Origin of the sequence: Rhizobium sp. BK196 (genome assembly GCF_014193255.1) — a bacterium.
In the GTDB taxonomy this organism is placed as follows: domain Bacteria; phylum Pseudomonadota; class Alphaproteobacteria; order Rhizobiales; family Rhizobiaceae; genus Rhizobium.
This window is the reverse complement of the sequence record NZ_JACHZB010000013.1, coordinates 1-17,834: the sequence shown is the minus strand read 5'-3', so window position 1 is coordinate 17,834 and position 17,834 is coordinate 1. Positions and strand designations below refer to the sequence as shown.

Below are 17,834 nucleotides of genomic sequence, written 5' to 3'. Positions count from 1 at the left end.
ATTTGGAGTCCTCGACCGGCATCGTGCGTCAGCGTCAGCTTGGCCTCACCGATCGGTTCGATCACATCAAGAGATTCGGGATTGGATCAGAATTCGCGACGCATCTCGCTGGCCAGCAGCTTCTTGTCGAGACCATATTTCTGCATCTTTTCATAAAGCGTCTTGCGCGAAATTCCGAGCGACTCATAGACCGGTTTCAGGCTGCCGCCATGGGCAACAAGCGCGCTCGCAATCACGCCGCGCTCGAATTCGGCCACGCGTTCCGCGAGCCCGGCAGCCTCGGCCAGCCGGGCGCCCCCATCGAGACCGAGCACGAAGCGGTCGGCTGCATTGCGCAACTCGCGGACGTTGCCCGGCCAGTCGCGCTGCGCGATGTCGGAAATCACATCCGGCGGCACGGCCATCTCGTCTTTGCCGTAACGCGCAGCCGCCTCCCTGACGAGCTGCATGAAGAGCAGCGGAACATCGGCACGGCGCTGTGAGAGCGACGGCACATGAAGGGTTGCGACATTCAGCCGGTAGAGGAGGTCGGCGCGAAATCGGCCACCAGCGACTTCCGCTTCCAGATCGACCTTGCTCGTGGCGATGAACCGTACGTCAAGCGGAACGGTCTCATTCGATCCAAGGCGGGAAATCGTTCTCTCCTGCAGTACCCGCAGGAACTTCGCCTGCAGATCGAACGGCATGGAGCCGATCTCATCGAGCAGGATGGTGCCGCCTCTCCCATGTTCGAACTTGCCGTAACGCGGCCGCACCGCGCCCGGAAAAGCGCCGGCCTCGTGCCCGAAAAGCTCACTCTCGATCAGGTTCGCCGGGAGAGCTGCACAATTGATGGCGACAAACGGCCGGCTTGCCCGCGAGCTGATATCGTGCAGCGCGCGGGCCACCACTTCCTTGCCTGCACCAGTATCGCCAACAACAAGCGTGTCGGCATCGCTCGCTCCGATCGCGCGGATGCGGTAGCGCAGATCGACCATGATCTGCGTGCGCCCCGGCAGCCGCGCCTCGAGGTCGTCGCGCTTGCCGGCAACAGCCTTCAGCAGCCGATTTTCCAGCACAAGGCTGCGCCGCTCCATGGCGCGGCGGATGACACCGGCGAGCATCTGCGGCGTGAATGGTTTCTCGATGAAATCATAGGCGCCCTCACGCATCGCCTTGACGGCAAGCTGCACATCGCCATGGCCGGTGACGAGAATGACAGGCACTTCAGTATCGAGTTCGCGGATTTTCTGCATCAGCGTCATACCATCCATACCGGGCATGCGGATATCGGTAACGACGACACCAGGAAAACTGTAGCCGATCAGCTCCAGCACATGATCGGCATTGGAGAAGGTTTCGACGCTGAAGCCCGAAAGTTCCAGCGCCTGTGCAGTCGAGCGACGCAGTTCCTCTTCGTCGTCGACGAGCAATATCTTTTGTTCGTTCATTCCGCCGCCTCCGGCATCATGCCAGCTGCTGCGGAAAGCTCGATGCAGAACACGGCCCCGCCTCCCGGATGGTTGGAAACGGTCAAGCTGCCGCCGAAATCCTTGATGATGTTATAGGAGATCGAAAGGCCGAGACCGAGACCCTTGCCGACGCCCTTGGTGGTGAAAAAGGGATCAAAGATGCGCTCGGCAATTGCCGTCGGCACACCGGGCCCATGATCACGCACGGTCAGGATCACCCTGCCCGCCTCTTCGGAAGCCGAGACTTCGATACGCTTGTCCTCCAGCCCCTCGACTACGTCAGCCGCATTGGAAATCACATTGACCAGCACCTGCTGAAGGCGCACCGAACCTGCTTTGACCACCGGCGGCCGTGCGCCAAGATGCAGTCGCAGATCGGCATCCGCCGCCTTCAACCGCCAGGCGATGATCTCCAACGTGTCGCGGATCGCCTCGTCGAGCGGCACCGGGCCGAGCTTCTCATTCGGCTTGCGCGCAAAATTGCGCAGGTGCCGGCTGATGGAGGCCATCCGGTCGATCAGCCCGCCGATGCGCTGGATATTATCTTGCGCTTCGGCCGTGCGGCCGCGTTCGAGCAGGACACAGGCGCTGTCCGTATAGGTCTTGGCGGCGGCAAGCGGCTGATTGAACTCATGCGAGAGCGCTGCCGACATCTGACCGAGACCGGCAAGCTTGCCCGCCTGGATGAGATCGGCCTGTGTCTGGCGCAGCTGCTGCTCGGTCAGGCGTCGCTCGGCGATCTCTTCCTCGATGCGGCTGTTGACGCGGGCAAGATCGGCCGTGCGCTCATCAACCCGCCGCTCCAGCTCGTTCCGCGCCTCGGCCTGCAGCTGCAGGCGCTCGGCAAGCCGCATGCGCCGCTGCCGAAGAATAGCAAGAGTCAGCGCGGCAATGCAGAGAATGAGGAAGACGACGACCAGCGCGGTACGAGCCTGCGCTCGGATGGAGCTGGTGTCCATCAGCACGTTCACGGTCCAGTCTTCGGCCGGCATATAGTGCGAAAGCACGAGATATTCACTTTGCCCGCGATCGCTGGCGAGCGTCATCAGGTCATGATCCTCGAAACGATGGCGGATGACCGGCAGTTCGACGAGCTTGGCACTCGCATAACGCCGTGACGCTTCGGTGCGCGCCACGCGATCCGAACTCAGCGGCAGGATCGCGCCGTAAAGCCAGTCCGGACTGTCGGACATGAAGATGATGCCTTCAGGATCGGAGACGAAGATACGGTATTCGCCGCCGCCCCACGAGGATTCGATTACGTCGATATCGACCTTGAAGACGATGACGCCGCGGATTTTCCCATCTACCCGGATTGGCGATGAGAAATAGTAGCCACGCTTGAGCGAAGTCGTGCCGAGCGCATAGAAGCGTGCCTGATGCCCGCCGATCGCCTCCTGAAAATACGGACGGTAGCTGAAGTTTTCACCGACGAAACTCCCGGGGCCGTCATAATTGCTGGCGGCGATCGTTTCGCCATCCGGACGCACGACATAAATATCGGACGATTTCAGCAGCCCGTTGATTTCCTTGAGGTAGAGATTGGCATTGTCGCGCAGTGAGCGATCATCCGGCCGACTCACCAGCTCCTTGATATCGTCGTGATCGGCGATCAGCGCCGGCAACGCCTCGTAGCGGCTGAGATGACCGTTCAGCGCCGAGACGGCAAGCCGCAGCGCCGTACCCGCCTGCGCCGAAGCCTCGCCCATATAAGCGCGCGTGGCGACCGCGCTCCCATAATAGAAGAAAGCGAAAACCAATAAAGGTGCAGCGCAAAACGCCGCAATGACACGATAGCGCGAAGACAGAGTCTCGCTCCTCCCTTTCCGCCTCCGCCCCCCGTGAAGGCATAGCCCGACGGACCAAGTGTAGTCAGCACGGTGCAGATTTCCAAGAGGCGCCGAAACTTGACACTTGCCAGGCGCGGATGTCTGATTGTTGCACGGCAAGGAGACTGCTATGAGCGACGGCCAGATCCCCAAAGACAGCAAGCTCACAACATCCAAACGCCGTTGGGCCGCGGAAGGAAAGTTCCTGACCGGCCATATCAGCCGCCCGGAAACCGAGCGCCTGCCGCCGGGCCAGCATCTGGTCAAGAACTGGCCGGTGCTCGACCTCGGCCAGCAACCGATCATTTCCATCGATAGCTGGCGGCTGGAAGTTCGCGGCCTGGTCGAGACGCCGCTCGACCTCAGTTGGGCCGCCTTCCAGGCGCTGGAACAGAGCACAATGGTTACCGATATCCATTGTGTGACGACGTGGTCGCGCTACGACAACAAGTGGAAGGGTGTTTCGACCCGCGATCTGCTTGATCTCGCAATGCCGAAGGCGGAAGCCGGCTACGTCATGCTGACGAGCTATGACGGCTACACGACCAACCTGCCGCTTTCCGATTTCGCCGCTGAAGACGCCATTCTGGCCACCGCATGGGAGGGCCAGCCTCTCACTCGCGATCACGGTGGCCCGATGCGTCTGGTCGTGCCACATCTTTATTTCTGGAAAAGCGCTAAATGGCTGCGCCGCATCGATCTGCTGCCGGCCGACAAGGCAGGCTTCTGGGAAAAGAACGGCTACCATATGTATGGTGATCCGTGGCGCGAACAGCGCTATTCCGAAGACTGAACCCGAAGAAGCCGCCTGAGGACAAAGAACCCTGCAGCGAGGATCGCCGCAAATCCGGTGAGCGAGGCCATGCTCGCCGGATGCAGGGGTATTTCGCTCCAGCGCGGGCGCACGACATCGGCCGTGTCGAAGCCCTCCCCACTGAAGCGGCAGGTCACCAGCGAGAGCCCGCGCCGGACCATATCGACATCGACAGCCGATGCGATTTCACCGGCGGCTACCGCCTCCTGTGGCATGTCGCGCATGGCAAGCAGCACCGCCTTGGTCGCGGCGAGATAGGCATGGGCGCATTCGTTGAACGGACTTTCCTGATCCGTCACGCTGCCAGGCATCCGACCCCAGAGGCAGTAGGAATACTGTATCTCGGCATAGTTCAGGACACGCCGGAAAGGCTCGTTCGTATCGACCGCGCTTGCGGCGAGATCCATGATACGGCCGCGATAGTCGGCAATCACAGCCATTTCCCCGTGAGATAGTTCGGGCACCGGTAGGCCAGCGCGGCTGCCCTCGTCCCTGCCGCCTCCATGCGCGGATGCGTTATCCGCGATCAGCAGGGCAAGGCCGAAACAAAGGAGATTGAATCCGTTTTTCACAATACGTCCAACGTCCCGACGCAGCAGCCGAACAGCCGACGGGCTTTGCGAGGAAAGAGGGCGCGTCAAGCCCCTCTGCCGCTCCTTATCGATGGGCCGGGCGCAATACACTCTTCGCCCCGAGGCGCTTCTCCGCCAGCGCGCCGAAAGCCAGACCGAGCACCAGCCAGAGGATCATATGCATGCCGAGCGTGGTCGTGCGGAAGCGCCATAGCACCGTAGCTGAGAAATTCTCCGGCACTTCGTTGATCGGAGGCAGCAGATATTCCACCAGACCGATGAAGACGACGAAGAGAACACCCGCAAGGATCGCCGCATTCCATAAGCCGTAGCGCGCTGTCAGGCTGCGGGCAATTGCAACGGCCGCGATCAGCGAAGCAATCGAAACGACAATCATCAGGAAGAACAGCTCGGTGCGCACCCCGATCGTATCCGAATTGCCGACAGCCGGCGGATTGGCCGGATATTTGATAGCCGGAACGATGACGATGGCGACGAAAGCGGCGACTGCGATAACGGCCGAGGTGCCGCGTGCCGAAAGGCTGCTGAAGCGGCCATGCACGAAGGCGAAGACAAGCGCAAACAGCCCGCCAATGGCAACGCTATAGGCCATGACGCCGATCAAGAGCCCGGGCCCCGCCTGGGTGACGCGGCTGACGATTTCAGGCTCGGCAACCTCGCCGGCAGCCTGCGCCGTCGCCTCTTCGAAGGCGATGGCAGCATCGACGAGCGGTTCGCCGAAGAAGCGCGCAAAGGCGAAAACCAGGATACCTGCAATCACGCCCGCGATCATGCCGCGAAGCAGAAGATTTCCAACCACGTGAGACACTCCCCTAAAGCATGTCGCACAAAAGCGTTCAGCGGTTTTGCGATGATGACATGCAAAAACTACAACTAAAACGTATCAAGCGGATCTCGAAGATCGCGACGCTTAGTGGCAGGGAAAGCCGAGGAGGTGGCGGGCGTCATGCACGAATTCGTGCACATACATGCCGTTGAAGAGCGCCATCGCGCCTTCTTCGGTGCCGACGAAATAGATGGCAATCAGCATTAGCAGGCCGCCGAAGATCGCCCATGGCAGAATCTGGCTTACAGGAATGGGGGCGGGCGACATGACCGGCGCAAAAGTGGTGTCAGACATGTATTCCTCCTGGAATGACGCGTTCAGTCGAAGATCTCGTGTGCAGTAGGGTCTGACTTCCAACGCGAAGAACTTCGACACGCTGGTCACAGTGGCGCGACCGCGCCGGACTTTCACCGGCTTCCAAACCCGCAACGTCACGGTTATATCTGCACGTCAAAGATACTGTCAACGAAACTTCATACGCGTGGCGGTCATCCCGCCCTATCTCCGGAGGGCGCGAATAACGTGACCACTTGCCTCACATGGATAAATAACGGCGCCACGGCGGCAAATCGCACGGCTTCCTTTCCCATGGATGAACCGCTGGAGGAACAAGCGATGAGCAAAGCCACGCTGCCGTCACCGGGACAGGCGGACAGGGTTTTCGTAAGCCCGGCGCTGCGCACCCGGCAGACCGCCGAAATGCTGGGCTTCGACGCGGTCCTTGCCCCCGCGCTCAGGGACTGCGACTATGGTCGCTGGAGCGGCAAGCCGCTTATGAGCCTTCGTTCCGAAGAGCCGGATAATTTTGCTCTCTGGATATCCGATCCCGAAGCTGCCCCGCATGAGGGTGAGAGCCTGCAACAGCTTTGCAAACGCGTCGCCGGCTGGATGAATGAGGAAATGCCGCTCGGCGGCCATGTCGTCGCAGTTACCCACGCAGCCGTCATCCGCGCCGCCATCCTGGATGTCCTGAAAGCACCGGCTGCCTCCTTCTGGACAATAGATGTTCAGCCGCTCGGAATGGTGCGTATGACGCATGACAACCGCCGCTGGTCGCTGCGTTTCTGAAATACTCCCCCCTAAATTAGTCCAGCCTTACACAAGCAAACGCAGCCATACACATCGAACCCGGTACCCCCGAGCTCTACGTCCTTCCCTGCGGAGACGAAAAATGACCTATGACTGGAGTGGAGAGCGCACGCGGCGTATTCGCGCCGTGCGTGTCGCAACTGTTGTCGCCGTTCTCGTCGGCATCATGATCAGCCTACCACTGCTGATCAACGTCGCCTGAACTATCAGAGTCAAAGGCGGGCGCGCTACGGCCGCTCGCCTTTCTCTTCGCCGATTTTAATCTGAATGACAACGAAAAACAGGCCGAGCGGACACGCCGGTCAGTTTCGGCATCTGCGGCCTCGAAAACAGATCGGCTGCCGAACTGCGCATGCGACGCATCATCGGAATGACGACGGAACGCTATCGGGCATGGCAGCCATAAGAAGGACGGATCAGTGTTTGCTGCTCTTGGAGATTGTGGTGTTGGTGATCGAGACCGGATCGCTGGCGGGAAAAGTGCCTTCCAGTCCTTCGTCCAGTTGCTCTTCCATCGCCTCCTCATCACCCCGCGAACGAGCATTCTCTACCGCAACTGGTTGCCCGTTATCGCCCTCGCGGATTGGCGCAGTAGCGAGGCAGCTCATCACTTCCCTCGCCTTTTCCACCGCATTTAGCCGGTTCAATTGCTGACCGCGATCGCTCTTGATCTGCACGGAGACGACTTCGCCGCCGTCGCCCACGAACTCGACCGTGAAACCACCTTTGTTGCCATAGGCGGGGATGACCTGGGTGCCGACAACGTGCATGAGATTGTCCTCTCTCTTGAATAGTTCTGAAAAACGGTTTGGACGTGACATTGGTTCCGCTCAGGGCGGGCGGACGTAGTCTACTTTCAGCTCCAGCCGCAGCCGCACGATGGGAGCGCGATCACCGTTCTGCACTTCTATGCCCAGCGATCCGCCCGGCCATTGCGGCAAACCGTCGAGCGCCATTTCGGCCAGGACGTGCTTTGCCTCTTCCACGGCGGCGAAAAGATCGGGAAATTCGAACGGCAGGTCATCCGGAACCATGCCGTCATTGTCTACGGTCTTGAAATAGAAGAGAGACATCTCGCTGCATCCGTTGCGAAAGCTTAAAAGCAACAGGCGGCCAAAGGTTTCAAATTGCGTGCAAAAATTCGGCTTTTCTTATATCACGTTAAGAGGCAGCGCAGCACGCACGGTCTGTCCGTTTCCGATGAAAGTGCTACCGAATGCATGGTACGATCGCCAACAATTCGCCTTCAGGTTTCAATAAACATTTCAGACTTTCATGATACTTCCGCCCGGGATGGAGATGGAGAAGCTCATGGCGGAATTCTTCAGGAGCAGGGCGGGAAAGCAATGCCTGTCTGTCATGGCGCTCGGAGCAACGTTGTGGATTTCAGGCGCCCTGCTGGATGTCGATAGCTGGCTCGTTTCCTTCATGAGTGGCTTGGAGAACTACGGCGCCGACGAGTTCGTGCTTGCCCTCGGCATCGCCGGCGGGATGAGTTTCATCTATTCCGCGTTGCGCATTGGCGACCTTCGCAAAGAGACGCAACTTCGTGGTGCCGCCCAGGCGCGCGCCGACTGGACCGCTACTCACGATCATCTGACCAAGCTTCCAAACCGCTACGCCTTCGAACGCAAGATCCTGCCCAAGCCCGCCCGTCAGGACGGCGATGTCCCCGAAGGGGCCAAGAGCAACGTTACGATCTTCTCCGTCGATCTCGACGGATTCAAGAAAGTCAACGACCTTATCGGCCACAAGGGTGGCGACGTTCTGTTGGTGGAAGTAGCCAAGCGCATCTGCGCACTGGGTAATGCCGATTGCGTTTATCGTTTCGGCGGGGATGAATTCATCGTCATCGCGCTCGGCATGACCGAGGCGCGGGAGGAATGGTTCGCCAAAGTGCTTATCCAGGCAGTCACCCGGCCCATCCTGATCGATGGCTTTGCCGTCGAAGTCGGCGCCAGCGTGGGTTACGACCGCTGGAACGAAGGCGCAGAGCCCCTCGAGGACGCAGCTCACCGCGCCGACCTTGCCATGTACGAGGCGAAATCACGCGGTCCCAACCATCACCTGATCTTCCAACCGTCCATGCAGGACAAAGTGACGGAACGCGCATCACTGGAGAGCAAGCTGCGCGGCGCCATTCAGAACAAGGCGATCAAGACCTACTATCAGCCGCTGATCGATCTCAGGAGTGGTAGGCTCTGCGGCTTCGAGGCGCTGGCCCGATGGACTGACGAAGACGGTATAAGGATTCCGCCTCCGGTCTTCATCGGCATTGCCGAAGAAACCGGCATGATAACCGAACTGTTCGAAAACCTCCTCACCCAGGCCTGCAGCGATGCCCTCGCCTGGCCAGATGATGTAAGGCTTTCCTTCAACGTCTCACCTGTGCAGATGGAGGATAAACTCCTTCCCTCGCGCATCTTCAAAGTGCTCGCGGCAAGCGGCCTGCCCGCCGGGCGGCTGGAAGTTGAAATTACCGAAAACGCGCTGATCCAAGATCCCGCGATCGCAGCCTATATTCTCGATGAATTGCATAAAGCGGGCGTACAGATCGCCCTTGATGATTTCGGTACGGGCTATTCGAGCCTTGCTCAGCTCGCCCGTTACCGGTTCGACAAAATCAAGATCGACAAGAGTTTCATCGCCACCTGCCGGGAGGACGAGAAGCAGGAAAAGATCGTCCGCGCCATGCTTGCTCTCGGAAGAAGCCTCAACATCAAGACGACGGCTGAAGGCGTCGAGGAGCACGCCCAACTCGCCTATCTACTGCCGCTTGGCTGCGACATCGGCCAGGGCTATCTCTTCGGCAAAGCGATGCCCGCCGCAGAGGCGGGCATCTTTATCGAAAATCAGATTAGCAGTCTCGCCTTTACGGCCTGACCAACCTTAAAAGATCTGGCGAAGGACCACGAACAGCAAGAAGGCGATTGCGATCGAGGCCGGAAGCGTCAGAACCCAGGCCATGAGCATGTTGCGCACGGTGGACCATTGCAGGCCCGAGCCGTTGGCAGCCATCGTGCCAGCCACACCTGATGACAGCACGTGTGTGGTCGAAACCGGCAGGCCGAGATGGTCGGCCGAGGCAATCGTCGCCATGGCGACGACTTCCGCGGCGGCACCCTGGCCGTAGGTCAGATGGGTTTTGCCGATCTTCTCACCAACCGTCACAACGATACGCTTCCAGCCGACCATCGTTCCGAGGCCGAGTGCCAGCGCGACGGCGACCTTCACCCACAACGGAATGAATTTTGTCGCGTTGTCCACTGCCGCATGATACCCGGTGACGGCCTTGAGATCACTGGCGTCCATCGGCAGCAGCTTCTTCTTGTCGATGAGCTTGAGCGCCTCGCCGATCAGGTAGATGTCATTGCGGACGTTGCCGACGAGATTGGTGGGAACGGCTTCCAGGGTCGGGAAAGCAGCGACTTCGGCGCTCGTCTGGTGGATATACTGCTGCAGCGCCGGCGTGGTCGCGTCCGTCCATACCTTGTTCTTGACGGCATTGCCGACTTCGGCCTTGTAGTCGGTAACGGTTACGCCCGGCTTCACATATTTGCCAAGAGCCGCTTCCACCTGCGCGGACGCCGATTTGTAGGCTTCGAGATAGTTGACGTCAGGCGTACGATTCAGCGCGAAGGCGGTCGGCACCAGACCGATGAGGATGAGCATGATGAGACCCATGCCCTTCTGGCCGTCATTCGAACCGTGGGCGAAGCTCACGCCCGTGCAGGTGAAGATCAGGATGGCGCGGATCCACAGCGGCGGCGGCCGATTGCCCTTCGGCTCTTGATAGAGTTCGCGTTTGCGCACCAGGAACTTCATAACGATGAGCAGGATAGCCGAAAGGCCGAAACCGATGATTGGTGAAATCAAGAGCGACAGGCCAATATTGGTTGCCTGCGACCAGTCCACGCCGCTGGTGGCGGAACCTGCCGGCGCCAGGAATTGGTTGGCGAGACCGACACCAATGATCGAGCCGACCAGGGTGTGCGAGCTCGATGACGGCAGGCCGAGATACCACGTGCCGAGGTTCCAAATGATCGCTGCGATCAGCAGCGCAAAGACCATGGCAAGGCCCGAACCGGAACCGACCTGCAGGATCAGCTCGACTGGCAGCAGCGCCAGGATGCCAAAGGCCACGGCGCCCGTGGATGTCAGAACGCCGAGGAAGTTGAAGAAGCCCGACCAGATGACGGCAAATTCCGCCGGCATCGAGCGCGTGTAGATAACGGTCGCCACGGCATTGGCCGTATCGTGGAAACCGTTGACGAACTCGAAGCCGAGCGCGATCAGCAGCGCGAGACCGAGAAGTACCCAGGGAACGGCAACTGCGGCAGTCAGGTCACGGGACAGGGCATAGGCGACATATCCGAGACCGCAGACCAAAATGAGACCGAACACCGGCAGGAACCACTTGCCTACGGAATTCGAATGGTGCAGCGGATGGGAAACGTCACTATGGCTTGGGGCAATGTCGGCCATGGAATAGTTCCTTGTTCCAATTGCAAATTTGCCATTTGTTAATAAATCCGCAGCGTGAAACTCTCATGACGCAACCGTCCACGCGTCATCCCGAGCCGGCATCTTCGGAGACCGAATCAACAACCGAAAATTGCCCGCTGGGAGAGAAGAGCCTTCCCACGTGGCGCCATGGCGCTAAGTTCGTTTATCGCCACGCTTCCCGGGAGTATCAAGCAAATGCCGTCGACTGACCTTCTCCTGACCTTCAATGCCGGCTCGTCGACGGTGAAGATCGGCATTTTCGCAATCGAAGATGCAAACGTGCGCCGCATCGGCAAAGGCGTGATCGATTTCCGCGCCGAACCCCTCACCTTCAGCATCACGGAAGGTCCGCAGATATCAGATACGCCGCTGGAGGCCGAGTTTGCCGACGATCTGCGCCCCGTTGTCGACGAAGTGTGCGAATTGCTTTCGGAGCATTTCGATATCGGCGCCGTCCGCGCTGCCGGCCACCGGGTCGTTCATGGCGGCGACCGTTTCACCGAAGTGACCGCGCTTGATGACACCGCAATCGATGAAATCGACGCGCTGACGCCGCTGGCACCCCTTCATCAGCCGCAGGCACTCCGCTTCATCCGCGCATTGCGGCACTTGAAGCCGCATCTTTCCCAGACCGCCTCCTTCGATACCGCTTTCCACGCAACACAGGCCGATCTCGTCCGCCGCTTCGCTATCCCACGTGCGCTTCATGACGAGGGTATCAAGCGGTATGGCTTTCACGGCCTTTCATACAAATTCATTGCCGGCGAAGTGAGCCGCAAACTGTCGAGCAAGCCGAAAATCGTCGCCGCTCACCTCGGCAGCGGCGCGAGCCTTTGCGCCCTGGAAAAAGGCGTCAGCCGAGATTGCAGCATGGGGTTTTCCACGCTCGACGGCATCCCCATGGCAACCCGGCCCGGCTGGCTCGATCCCGGTGCGATCCTTTATCTTCTGCAGCGAAGGAAAAAATCCGCCGATCAGGTTGAGGACATGCTCTACCATCGCTCCGGCTTGCTCGGTGTTTCCGGCATCAATGCCGATACCCGTCATCTTCTCGAGGATAGCCGCCGGGAAGCCCGCGAAGCTCTCGATCTCTTCACCCTGCGCATTGCAGGCGAGATCGGCCGCATGTCGATGACGCTCGGCGGGCTCGATGCCATCGTCTTTACGGCCGGTATCGGTGAACACCAGCCGCAAATCCGCGCTTCCGTCCTCCAGCGCTTGAGTTGGCTCGGTCTTGCGGTGGACGAAAAAGCGAATGCCGCTAACGGCTTCACAATCACGACATCCGCAAGTCGGATAACGGCACATGTCATCGCTACCGACGAGGAGCACGTCATCGCGCAGGAAGCGCTCTCTATTCTTCGCTCCGGCTGATCCAGATCAAAGGCATGCTGGTGCCATCAGCTAGAATTGACGTTGAACAAGTTTAAACGGGAGAAATCCATGGAAAAGCATGTCTCGACTCAAGCAGTTCTTTCCGACGCCGAACTTACGCTCATCGATCGCTACTGGCGTGCCGCCAACTATCTCTCGGTCGGACAGATCTATCTCCTGTCCAATCCTCTGCTCCGCCAGCCGCTGAAATCAGAACATATCAAGCCCCGCCTGCTCGGCCACTGGGGCACCACGCCCGGTCTCAACTTCATCTATGCGCACCTGAACCGCATCATCCGCGCCCGTGATCTCGACATCATCTATATGTGCGGCCCCGGTCACGGCGGCCCGGGCATGGTCGCCAATACCTATCTCGAAGGCATTTACAGCGAAATCTATCCCCATATCGCCGAGACCGAAGACGGCATGCATAAGCTCTTCCGCCAGTTCTCCTTCCCTGGCGGCATCCCGAGCCATGCAGCGCCGGAGACGCCGGGCTCCATCCACGAGGGCGGCGAACTCGGCTATGCGCTGGTCCATGCCTACGGCGCAGCTTTTGACAATCCCGATCTGATTGTCGCCTGCGTCATCGGCGACGGCGAGGCCGAAACCGGCCCGCTTGCGGCAAGCTGGCATTCCAACAAGTTTCTGAACCCGGCCCGCGACGGCGCCGTTCTGCCGATCCTGCATCTGAACGGCTACAAGATCGCCAACCCAACCATCCTCGGCCGGGCAACCGACGAGGATCTGACGCATTTGTTCGAAGGTTATGGCTATGAACCCTTCTTCGTCGAGGGTCACGAGCCGGCAAAGATGCATCAGCAGATGGCGGCGACCTTCGAGAAAGTCTTCGACCGTATCCGCGCCATTCAGAAAGAGGCCCGCAGCGGCAAAGCGCCACAAGCCTGCCCGCGCTGGCCGATGATTGTGTTACGCAGCCCCAAGGGCTGGACCGGACCCAAAGAGGTGGACGGAAAGAAGGTCGAGGGTTTCTGGCGCGCCCATCAAGTGCCGGTCTCCAATTGCCGGGATAACGACGGGCACCGGAAAATCCTCGAAGACTGGATGCGCAGCTACGATCCCGAAGACCTCTTCGACGCCGCCGGCCGGTTGAAGCCGGAACTGCGGGCGCTGGCCCCCTCGGGCGATCGGCGCATGGGCGCCAATCCGCACGCCAACGGCGGTATTCTGCGCAAGGAATTGATCGCACCCGATATCCGCTCCTATGAGGTAAAGGTGGAAAAGCGCGGCGCTGAAATCGTGCAATCCACCGAAATCCTTGGTCGCTATCTGCGCGATACGCTGAAGCTCAACGAGGCCAATGCGAATTTCCGCATTTTCGGCCCGGACGAAACGGAATCGAACCGTCTCGGCAGCGTCTTCGAAGTCACCGATCGCGTCTGGATGGAAAAAATCGAGTCCTATGATGTCGGTCTGTCGCGTGACGGCCGCGTCATGGAGGTTCTGAGCGAACATCTTTGCCAGGGATGGCTGGAAGGCTACCTGCTGACGGGCCGGCATGGCCTGTTTTCCTGCTACGAGGCCTTCATCCACATTATCGATTCCATGTTCAACCAGCATGCCAAGTGGCTGAAGGTCACCCGCGAACTGGAGTGGAGGAAGCCGATCTCCTCCCTCAACTACCTCTTGACCTCGCATGTCTGGCGGCAGGATCATAACGGCTTCTCGCATCAAGACCCCGGCTTCGTCGATCTCGTCGCCAACAAGAAGGCCGATATCGTCCGCATTTACCTGCCGCCGGACGCCAACACTTTGCTTTGTGTAGGCGATCATTGCCTTGGGACTTATGACCGTATCAACGTCATTGTCGCCGGCAAGCAACCGGAACCGCAATGGCTGACGATGGACGAGGCGGCGAAACATTGTGAGGCTGGTATCGGCGTCTGGGATTGGGCAAGCCATGAGGAAGATACGGTGGCGCCTGATCTCGTCATGGCCTGCGCCGGCGACGTACCGACCATGGAAACGCTCGCGGCCGTCGACCTGCTGCACCAGCATATTCCTGAACTGAAGATCCGCGCGGTAAACGTGGTCGACCTGCTCGCCTTGCAATCGAAGGATCAGCATCCGCACGGCCTGACGGATGAGAATTTCGATGCGATCTTCACCACGGACAAGCCGGTCATTTTCGCCTATCACGGCTATCCCTATCTCATTCACCGGCTGACCTATAAGCGCACCAATCATCGCAACATCCATGTGCGCGGCTTCATTGAGGAAGGCACGACCACCACGCCCTTCGACATGACCGTGCTCAACGAGCTCGACCGCTTCCACCTCGCTATCGAGGGGATCGAGCGCGTTCCGGGCCTGAAGGAGAAAGTGCCTGAAGTGCTGGAAAGCCTGAGAGCTAAACTCGTCGAGCATCATGCCTATGTCCGCGAATATGGTGAGGACATGCCCGACGTGCGTAACTGGAAATGGCCCGCGGCCTGAGAGCAGGTAACTACGTGAAAGGGCTGCACGGATACCGCGCAGCCCTTGCCCAGCCGTGATGCAGGATCACAATATTACCGTCCGTTCTGCGTGCCGTTCTGCGTGCCGCTCGGCGTGGTCACGCCCGTCGGACCACCACCGCTACCGTCAGGGGTCGGATCGCGGTCGGTGGCTTCCGGCGGCTTGATGGAGCCTGTTGCCGGATTATTGTCGAATGTGCCCTGGCCCGAGGGCTGCGCGTTGATCGGGTCTTGGGTCGTGGACGCGGTCGAAGCCGGTTCGTTGGTCGTACCCGGCCAGATGGCAAAGCTTGCCGCAGCGATCAGAATGACCAGGATGCCGGCTGCCAGCACACCCCAGAGCGAAACGCTGCGCCGCTCATCGGCAAGCGTTTTTTCCTCTTCATAGGATGCCTGCCCGAGCGGCATGCCTGTATTCTCATCCACAATCCGGTTCTTGTCGTCACCATATTGGGTCATCGCTTGATCCTCCAATCTGTAACGGAGAAACCAGATCGGCGGCAAGAGGTTCCATTGAGCAGGCTTTCTGGGCCAATGCTGGCAGCGATAAGGGGTGTTTTCTTGACTAGGCTGCAGTTCTCAACATCATCCATGACATCAAATCAGGAGTGAATCATGACATTCGACGGCCGCCTCCTTTCGGGTGTCAGCACGCTTGCCGCAGTGGTCGAAAGCGGCAGCTTCGTCCAAGCGGCCGATGTGCTGGGTCTTTCAGCCTCCGGCGTCAGTCGCGCCATATCCAGGCTGGAGGCCCGTATCGGCGTGCGCCTGCTCGACCGCACCACCCGCTCGGTACGACTGACGGACGAAGGCGCCCGTTTCTACGAACAGGTCGCTCCACATCTCGATGGCATCGAGGAAGCCGCCACGCTCGCATCAGGCGCGTCACTGACCGTGCGCGGCCGCCTGCGTGTCGATGTCGACCCGATCTTTTCCCGCATGGTGCTGGCACCGCATCTGAAGCAGTTCATGACCCGCTATCCGGCGCTGGAACTCGAATTGATAACCCGCGACCTGATGAGCGATCTCGTCGCCGGTGGTATCGATATCGCTATCCGCTTCGGCCAGCAGCCGAGCTCCTCGCGCATCGCCCGCAAGCTAATGGAAACCCGTGTTCTCACAGTCGCAACACCAGCCTATCTCGCTGAGCACGGCACGCCAAAGACGCCTGCCGAGATAGCCGACCACTCCTGCATCCAATTCCGCGATCCGCTGACGGGCCGGACCTTCGATTGGGAACTGCACAGAGGCAAGAAGATCGTCCGGCTCGACGCCCGTGGTCCGCTTCTGATGAGCGACCCCGGCACCATGCTCGATGCCTGCCTTGCCGGCGCCGGCATCGCCCAGGTTCTTGCCCTAAGCGTCAAGGACCTGCTTACCGAAGGACGTCTTGTTGAGCTCTATCCAGACTGGCCGGGCGAAACCTTCCCGCTTTTTGCAATCCATCCCTCTCGGCATCACGTACCGGCCAAGGTCACCGCCTTTATCGAGTTCTGCCTCGAACTTATCAGCGATTAAAGCAATTCCAGCAAAAGCGCACAGCGGTTTTGCGTCCGGAATTGCATTAAAACAAAGAGATGGAGCGTTTCTTCGCTTCGGGGTAAACGGAAATGCTCACCGATCTTCGAAAGTTGGTGACAACCTCGCGGCCCTTGTTCCGGACCGGCCTGAGGGTAGGCTATGAATTCGCAACCGGAAACACCCCCGAGGAAAGCCATGAAGGGTTTCGCCACGAGCCTCACTGCCTCCCGTCTGGAGGAAATGCTGGCCTTTTACATCACGCCGGAGGATGTCAGCTGTGACGAAGCCGACGACAGCCGCGAGAAAAGCGGAGCGGTGTCCACCAAGAAGGCAGATCATGTCGCCGAATGCACGGCGCCCCTCTCGGCACTGACGGAAAACTGAGCTTTTATTTTACGACCAGGACCGGGATACCCGCCTCGGAAAGGACCTCGGACGTTTGGCTGCCGAGCATGAGCCGCGAGATCCCGCGGCGACCGTGCGAGGAAATAACGATCAGGCCACAGCCCCGCTCTGCTGCCGTTTCCAGAATGGCGACCGCCGGCGAAAGATGCACCTTGCTGACGAAGTCGGCGACGACACCGGCGCTCTTCGCTTTTTCCCCGATGATCTTCTCCAGATCCTCGATCTCTTTTCGGCGGCCCTCATTATAGCTGTCCATCGCCTCAGCCTGCACGATCCCTTGCAGCGCAAAACCAGTCAGCGGCACGATGACGCTGACAACGGTCACGGGAAGGCTAAGCGCCCTGGCAAGTGCAAGACCATGATCGATACCCCGACCGGCAAGTTCCGAACCGTCGGTGGGCAGCAATATGCGATTGTACATGGGAGATCCGTTCTGCTGACTGAATTCAAATAGGAAGGGATTCACCAGTGATCGTAATCCCGCGCTTTGACGCAGGTCAACATCAGGCGAACCAACGCACTTCTTCAGTTCCAGAGGAAATCTTCGCTTTCAATACGCGAGGCAAGCTTGAGCGTGCCATCAGGCTGAACAACATAGCGTTCGAACTGCCGATAGCCAAATTCACCGAGGAAAGTGTGCTTGACCACTGTGCCGGGCTTATAAGGCGAGTGGATAACCTTGCCATAGGTCAGGCTGCCTGGGATAGGCTGGTCTTCCGTCGTCGTACTGCAGCCGGCAGCGAGAAAAAGAATTGCGACAACAGCATATTTCATTATGCACCCCCCGTGACGAAGTGTCTTCCGACAAAATTATATCGCCTGCTCGACTGGGGCGCACTCACAGTTTTGATTTCGGTGCCCGACCCGAGAGATAGGTGACGTTTCGTACCGGAGACATGGGTAACACTTTTCGCTTTTTGGCGGGAGGTGTTGATGCCGTGGAAAGAGA

At 59.4% G+C, this 17,834-nt stretch carries 18 protein-coding genes and 1 riboswitch; of the genes, 7 read left to right on the top strand and 11 right to left on the bottom strand.

Features of this window, described 5'->3' with window-relative positions; translation table 11 throughout:
- Window positions 1-86 precede the first annotated feature (86 nt).
- Together FHT78_RS28785 and FHT78_RS28780 are read right to left on the bottom strand one after the other, a co-directional pair.
- Entirely contained in the window at window positions 87-1,430 is a 1,344-nt protein-coding gene (locus tag FHT78_RS28785; protein ID WP_183749948.1) for a sigma-54 dependent transcriptional regulator, read from the bottom strand.
- Entirely contained in the window at window positions 1,427-3,160 is a 1,734-nt protein-coding gene (locus FHT78_RS28780; RefSeq protein ID WP_246715445.1) for a sensor histidine kinase, read from the bottom strand. The genes FHT78_RS28785 and FHT78_RS28780 overlap by 4 nt, the downstream gene beginning before the upstream one ends.
- A gap of 250 nt (window positions 3,161-3,410) precedes the next feature.
- On the opposite strand from FHT78_RS28780, the gene FHT78_RS28775 reads away from it, so the two are divergent.
- Entirely contained in the window at window positions 3,411-4,073 is a 663-nt protein-coding gene (locus FHT78_RS28775; protein WP_183749947.1) for a sulfite oxidase-like oxidoreductase, read from the top strand.
- Here FHT78_RS28775 and FHT78_RS28770 read toward each other — a convergent pair.
- The 3 genes from FHT78_RS28770 to FHT78_RS28760 all read right to left on the bottom strand — a co-directional run bounded on the left by FHT78_RS28770 (window position 4,058) and on the right by FHT78_RS28760 (window position 5,807).
- Window positions 4,058-4,624 (bottom strand): hypothetical protein, encoded by a 567-nt coding sequence (locus FHT78_RS28770; RefSeq protein ID WP_183749970.1) that lies wholly within the window; start codon window positions 4,622-4,624, stop codon window positions 4,058-4,060. The two genes, FHT78_RS28775 and FHT78_RS28770, sit on opposite strands and share 16 nt — an antisense overlap.
- A 127-nt stretch (window positions 4,625-4,751) precedes the next feature.
- Window positions 4,752-5,486, bottom strand: coding sequence for a CbtA family protein (locus FHT78_RS28765; RefSeq protein ID WP_183749946.1), 735 nt, complete (start codon window positions 5,484-5,486; stop codon window positions 4,752-4,754).
- Window positions 5,487-5,597: 111 nt separating this feature from the next.
- The gene (locus FHT78_RS28760) at window positions 5,598-5,807 is read right to left on the bottom strand and encodes a CbtB-domain containing protein (protein WP_183749945.1); all 210 of its coding nucleotides are present in this window, start codon (window positions 5,805-5,807) and stop codon (window positions 5,598-5,600) included.
- A 50-nt stretch (window positions 5,808-5,857) separates the two neighbouring features.
- Window positions 5,858-5,932: riboswitch (cobalamin riboswitch) on the bottom strand.
- Window positions 5,933-6,035: 103 nt separating this feature from the next.
- Here FHT78_RS28760 and FHT78_RS28755 point away from each other — a divergent pair.
- Window positions 6,036-6,581 (top strand): histidine phosphatase family protein, encoded by a 546-nt coding sequence (locus tag FHT78_RS28755; protein ID WP_183749944.1) that lies wholly within the window; start codon window positions 6,036-6,038, stop codon window positions 6,579-6,581.
- A 437-nt stretch (window positions 6,582-7,018) separates the two neighbouring features.
- Here the strand turns inward: FHT78_RS28755 and FHT78_RS28750 are convergent, their stop codons facing one another.
- Window positions 7,019-7,372, bottom strand: a complete 354-nt coding sequence (locus FHT78_RS28750; protein WP_183749943.1) for a hypothetical protein — start codon at window positions 7,370-7,372, stop codon at window positions 7,019-7,021.
- 60 nt (window positions 7,373-7,432) lie between these two features.
- Entirely contained in the window at window positions 7,433-7,675 is a 243-nt protein-coding gene (locus FHT78_RS28745; protein WP_183749942.1) for a hypothetical protein, read from the bottom strand.
- Between the two features lie 238 nt (window positions 7,676-7,913).
- Here FHT78_RS28745 and FHT78_RS28740 point away from each other — a divergent pair, with 238 nt between their 5' ends.
- The gene (locus FHT78_RS28740) at window positions 7,914-9,485 is read left to right on the top strand and encodes a bifunctional diguanylate cyclase/phosphodiesterase (protein ID WP_183749941.1); all 1,572 of its coding nucleotides are present in this window, start codon (window positions 7,914-7,916) and stop codon (window positions 9,483-9,485) included.
- Between the two features lie 6 nt (window positions 9,486-9,491).
- Here FHT78_RS28740 and FHT78_RS28735 read toward each other — a convergent pair whose 3' ends face one another.
- Window positions 9,492-11,087: an inorganic phosphate transporter gene (locus tag FHT78_RS28735; RefSeq protein ID WP_183749940.1), complete on the bottom strand. Its 1,596-nt coding sequence runs from the start codon at window positions 11,085-11,087 to the stop codon at window positions 9,492-9,494.
- A 216-nt stretch (window positions 11,088-11,303) separates the two neighbouring features.
- On the opposite strand from FHT78_RS28735, the gene FHT78_RS28730 reads away from it, so the two are divergent.
- Together FHT78_RS28730 and FHT78_RS28725 are read left to right on the top strand one after the other, a co-directional pair.
- Entirely contained in the window at window positions 11,304-12,482 is a 1,179-nt protein-coding gene (locus tag FHT78_RS28730) for an acetate/propionate family kinase (RefSeq protein WP_183749939.1), read from the top strand.
- Window positions 12,483-12,551: 69 nt separating this feature from the next.
- A complete protein-coding gene (locus tag FHT78_RS28725; protein ID WP_183749938.1) occupies window positions 12,552-14,939 on the top strand; it encodes a phosphoketolase family protein in 2,388 nt (795 codons plus the stop codon).
- Window positions 14,940-15,013: 74 nt separating this feature from the next.
- On the opposite strand, the gene FHT78_RS28720 is transcribed toward FHT78_RS28725, so the two are convergent.
- Entirely contained in the window at window positions 15,014-15,418 is a 405-nt protein-coding gene (locus tag FHT78_RS28720; protein ID WP_246715443.1) for a hypothetical protein, read from the bottom strand.
- Between the two features lie 156 nt (window positions 15,419-15,574).
- Between FHT78_RS28720 and FHT78_RS28715 the strand changes: the two genes are divergently transcribed.
- On the top strand, window positions 15,575-16,477 hold the full coding sequence (locus FHT78_RS28715; protein WP_183749937.1) for a LysR family transcriptional regulator: 903 nt from the start codon (window positions 15,575-15,577) through the stop codon (window positions 16,475-16,477).
- 198 nt (window positions 16,478-16,675) lie between these two features.
- On the top strand, window positions 16,676-16,864 hold the full coding sequence (locus FHT78_RS28710) for a hypothetical protein (protein ID WP_183749936.1): 189 nt from the start codon (window positions 16,676-16,678) through the stop codon (window positions 16,862-16,864).
- A gap of 4 nt (window positions 16,865-16,868) precedes the next feature.
- Here FHT78_RS28710 and FHT78_RS28705 read toward each other — a convergent pair whose 3' ends face one another.
- Window positions 16,869-17,306, bottom strand: coding sequence for a universal stress protein (locus FHT78_RS28705; RefSeq protein ID WP_183749935.1), 438 nt, complete (start codon window positions 17,304-17,306; stop codon window positions 16,869-16,871).
- Between the two features lie 104 nt (window positions 17,307-17,410).
- Complete coding sequence (locus FHT78_RS28700) at window positions 17,411-17,659, bottom strand: hypothetical protein (RefSeq protein WP_183749934.1); 249 nt, start codon at window positions 17,657-17,659, stop codon at window positions 17,411-17,413.
- Window positions 17,660-17,834: the final 175 nt, after the last annotated feature.

What these genes read in the sequence shown, in the direction of transcription:
- FHT78_RS28785 (WP_183749948.1), bottom strand. Translation starts at nt 1,430, where the DNA reads ATGAACGAACAAAAGATATTGCTCGTCGACGACGAAGAGGAACTGCGT.
- FHT78_RS28780 (WP_246715445.1), bottom strand. Translation starts at nt 3,160, where the DNA reads ATGGGCGAGGCTTCGGCGCAGGCGGGTACGGCGCTGCGGCTTGCCGTC.
- FHT78_RS28775 (WP_183749947.1), top strand. Translation starts at nt 3,411, where the DNA reads ATGAGCGACGGCCAGATCCCCAAAGACAGCAAGCTCACAACATCCAAA.
- FHT78_RS28760 (WP_183749945.1), bottom strand. Translation starts at nt 5,807, where the DNA reads ATGTCTGACACCACTTTTGCGCCGGTCATGTCGCCCGCCCCCATTCCT.
- FHT78_RS28750 (WP_183749943.1), bottom strand. Translation starts at nt 7,372, where the DNA reads ATGCACGTTGTCGGCACCCAGGTCATCCCCGCCTATGGCAACAAAGGT.
- FHT78_RS28745 (WP_183749942.1), bottom strand. Translation starts at nt 7,675, where the DNA reads ATGTCTCTCTTCTATTTCAAGACCGTAGACAATGACGGCATGGTTCCG.
- FHT78_RS28740 (WP_183749941.1), top strand. Translation starts at nt 7,914, where the DNA reads ATGGCGGAATTCTTCAGGAGCAGGGCGGGAAAGCAATGCCTGTCTGTC.
- FHT78_RS28735 (WP_183749940.1), bottom strand. Translation starts at nt 11,087, where the DNA reads ATGGCCGACATTGCCCCAAGCCATAGTGACGTTTCCCATCCGCTGCAC.
- FHT78_RS28730 (WP_183749939.1), top strand. Translation starts at nt 11,304, where the DNA reads ATGCCGTCGACTGACCTTCTCCTGACCTTCAATGCCGGCTCGTCGACG.
- FHT78_RS28725 (WP_183749938.1), top strand. Translation starts at nt 12,552, where the DNA reads ATGGAAAAGCATGTCTCGACTCAAGCAGTTCTTTCCGACGCCGAACTT.
- FHT78_RS28720 (WP_246715443.1), bottom strand. Translation starts at nt 15,418, where the DNA reads ATGACCCAATATGGTGACGACAAGAACCGGATTGTGGATGAGAATACA.
- FHT78_RS28715 (WP_183749937.1), top strand. Translation starts at nt 15,575, where the DNA reads ATGACATTCGACGGCCGCCTCCTTTCGGGTGTCAGCACGCTTGCCGCA.
- FHT78_RS28710 (WP_183749936.1), top strand. Translation starts at nt 16,676, where the DNA reads ATGAAGGGTTTCGCCACGAGCCTCACTGCCTCCCGTCTGGAGGAAATG.
- FHT78_RS28705 (WP_183749935.1), bottom strand. Translation starts at nt 17,306, where the DNA reads ATGTACAATCGCATATTGCTGCCCACCGACGGTTCGGAACTTGCCGGT.
- FHT78_RS28700 (WP_183749934.1), bottom strand. Translation starts at nt 17,659, where the DNA reads ATGAAATATGCTGTTGTCGCAATTCTTTTTCTCGCTGCCGGCTGCAGT.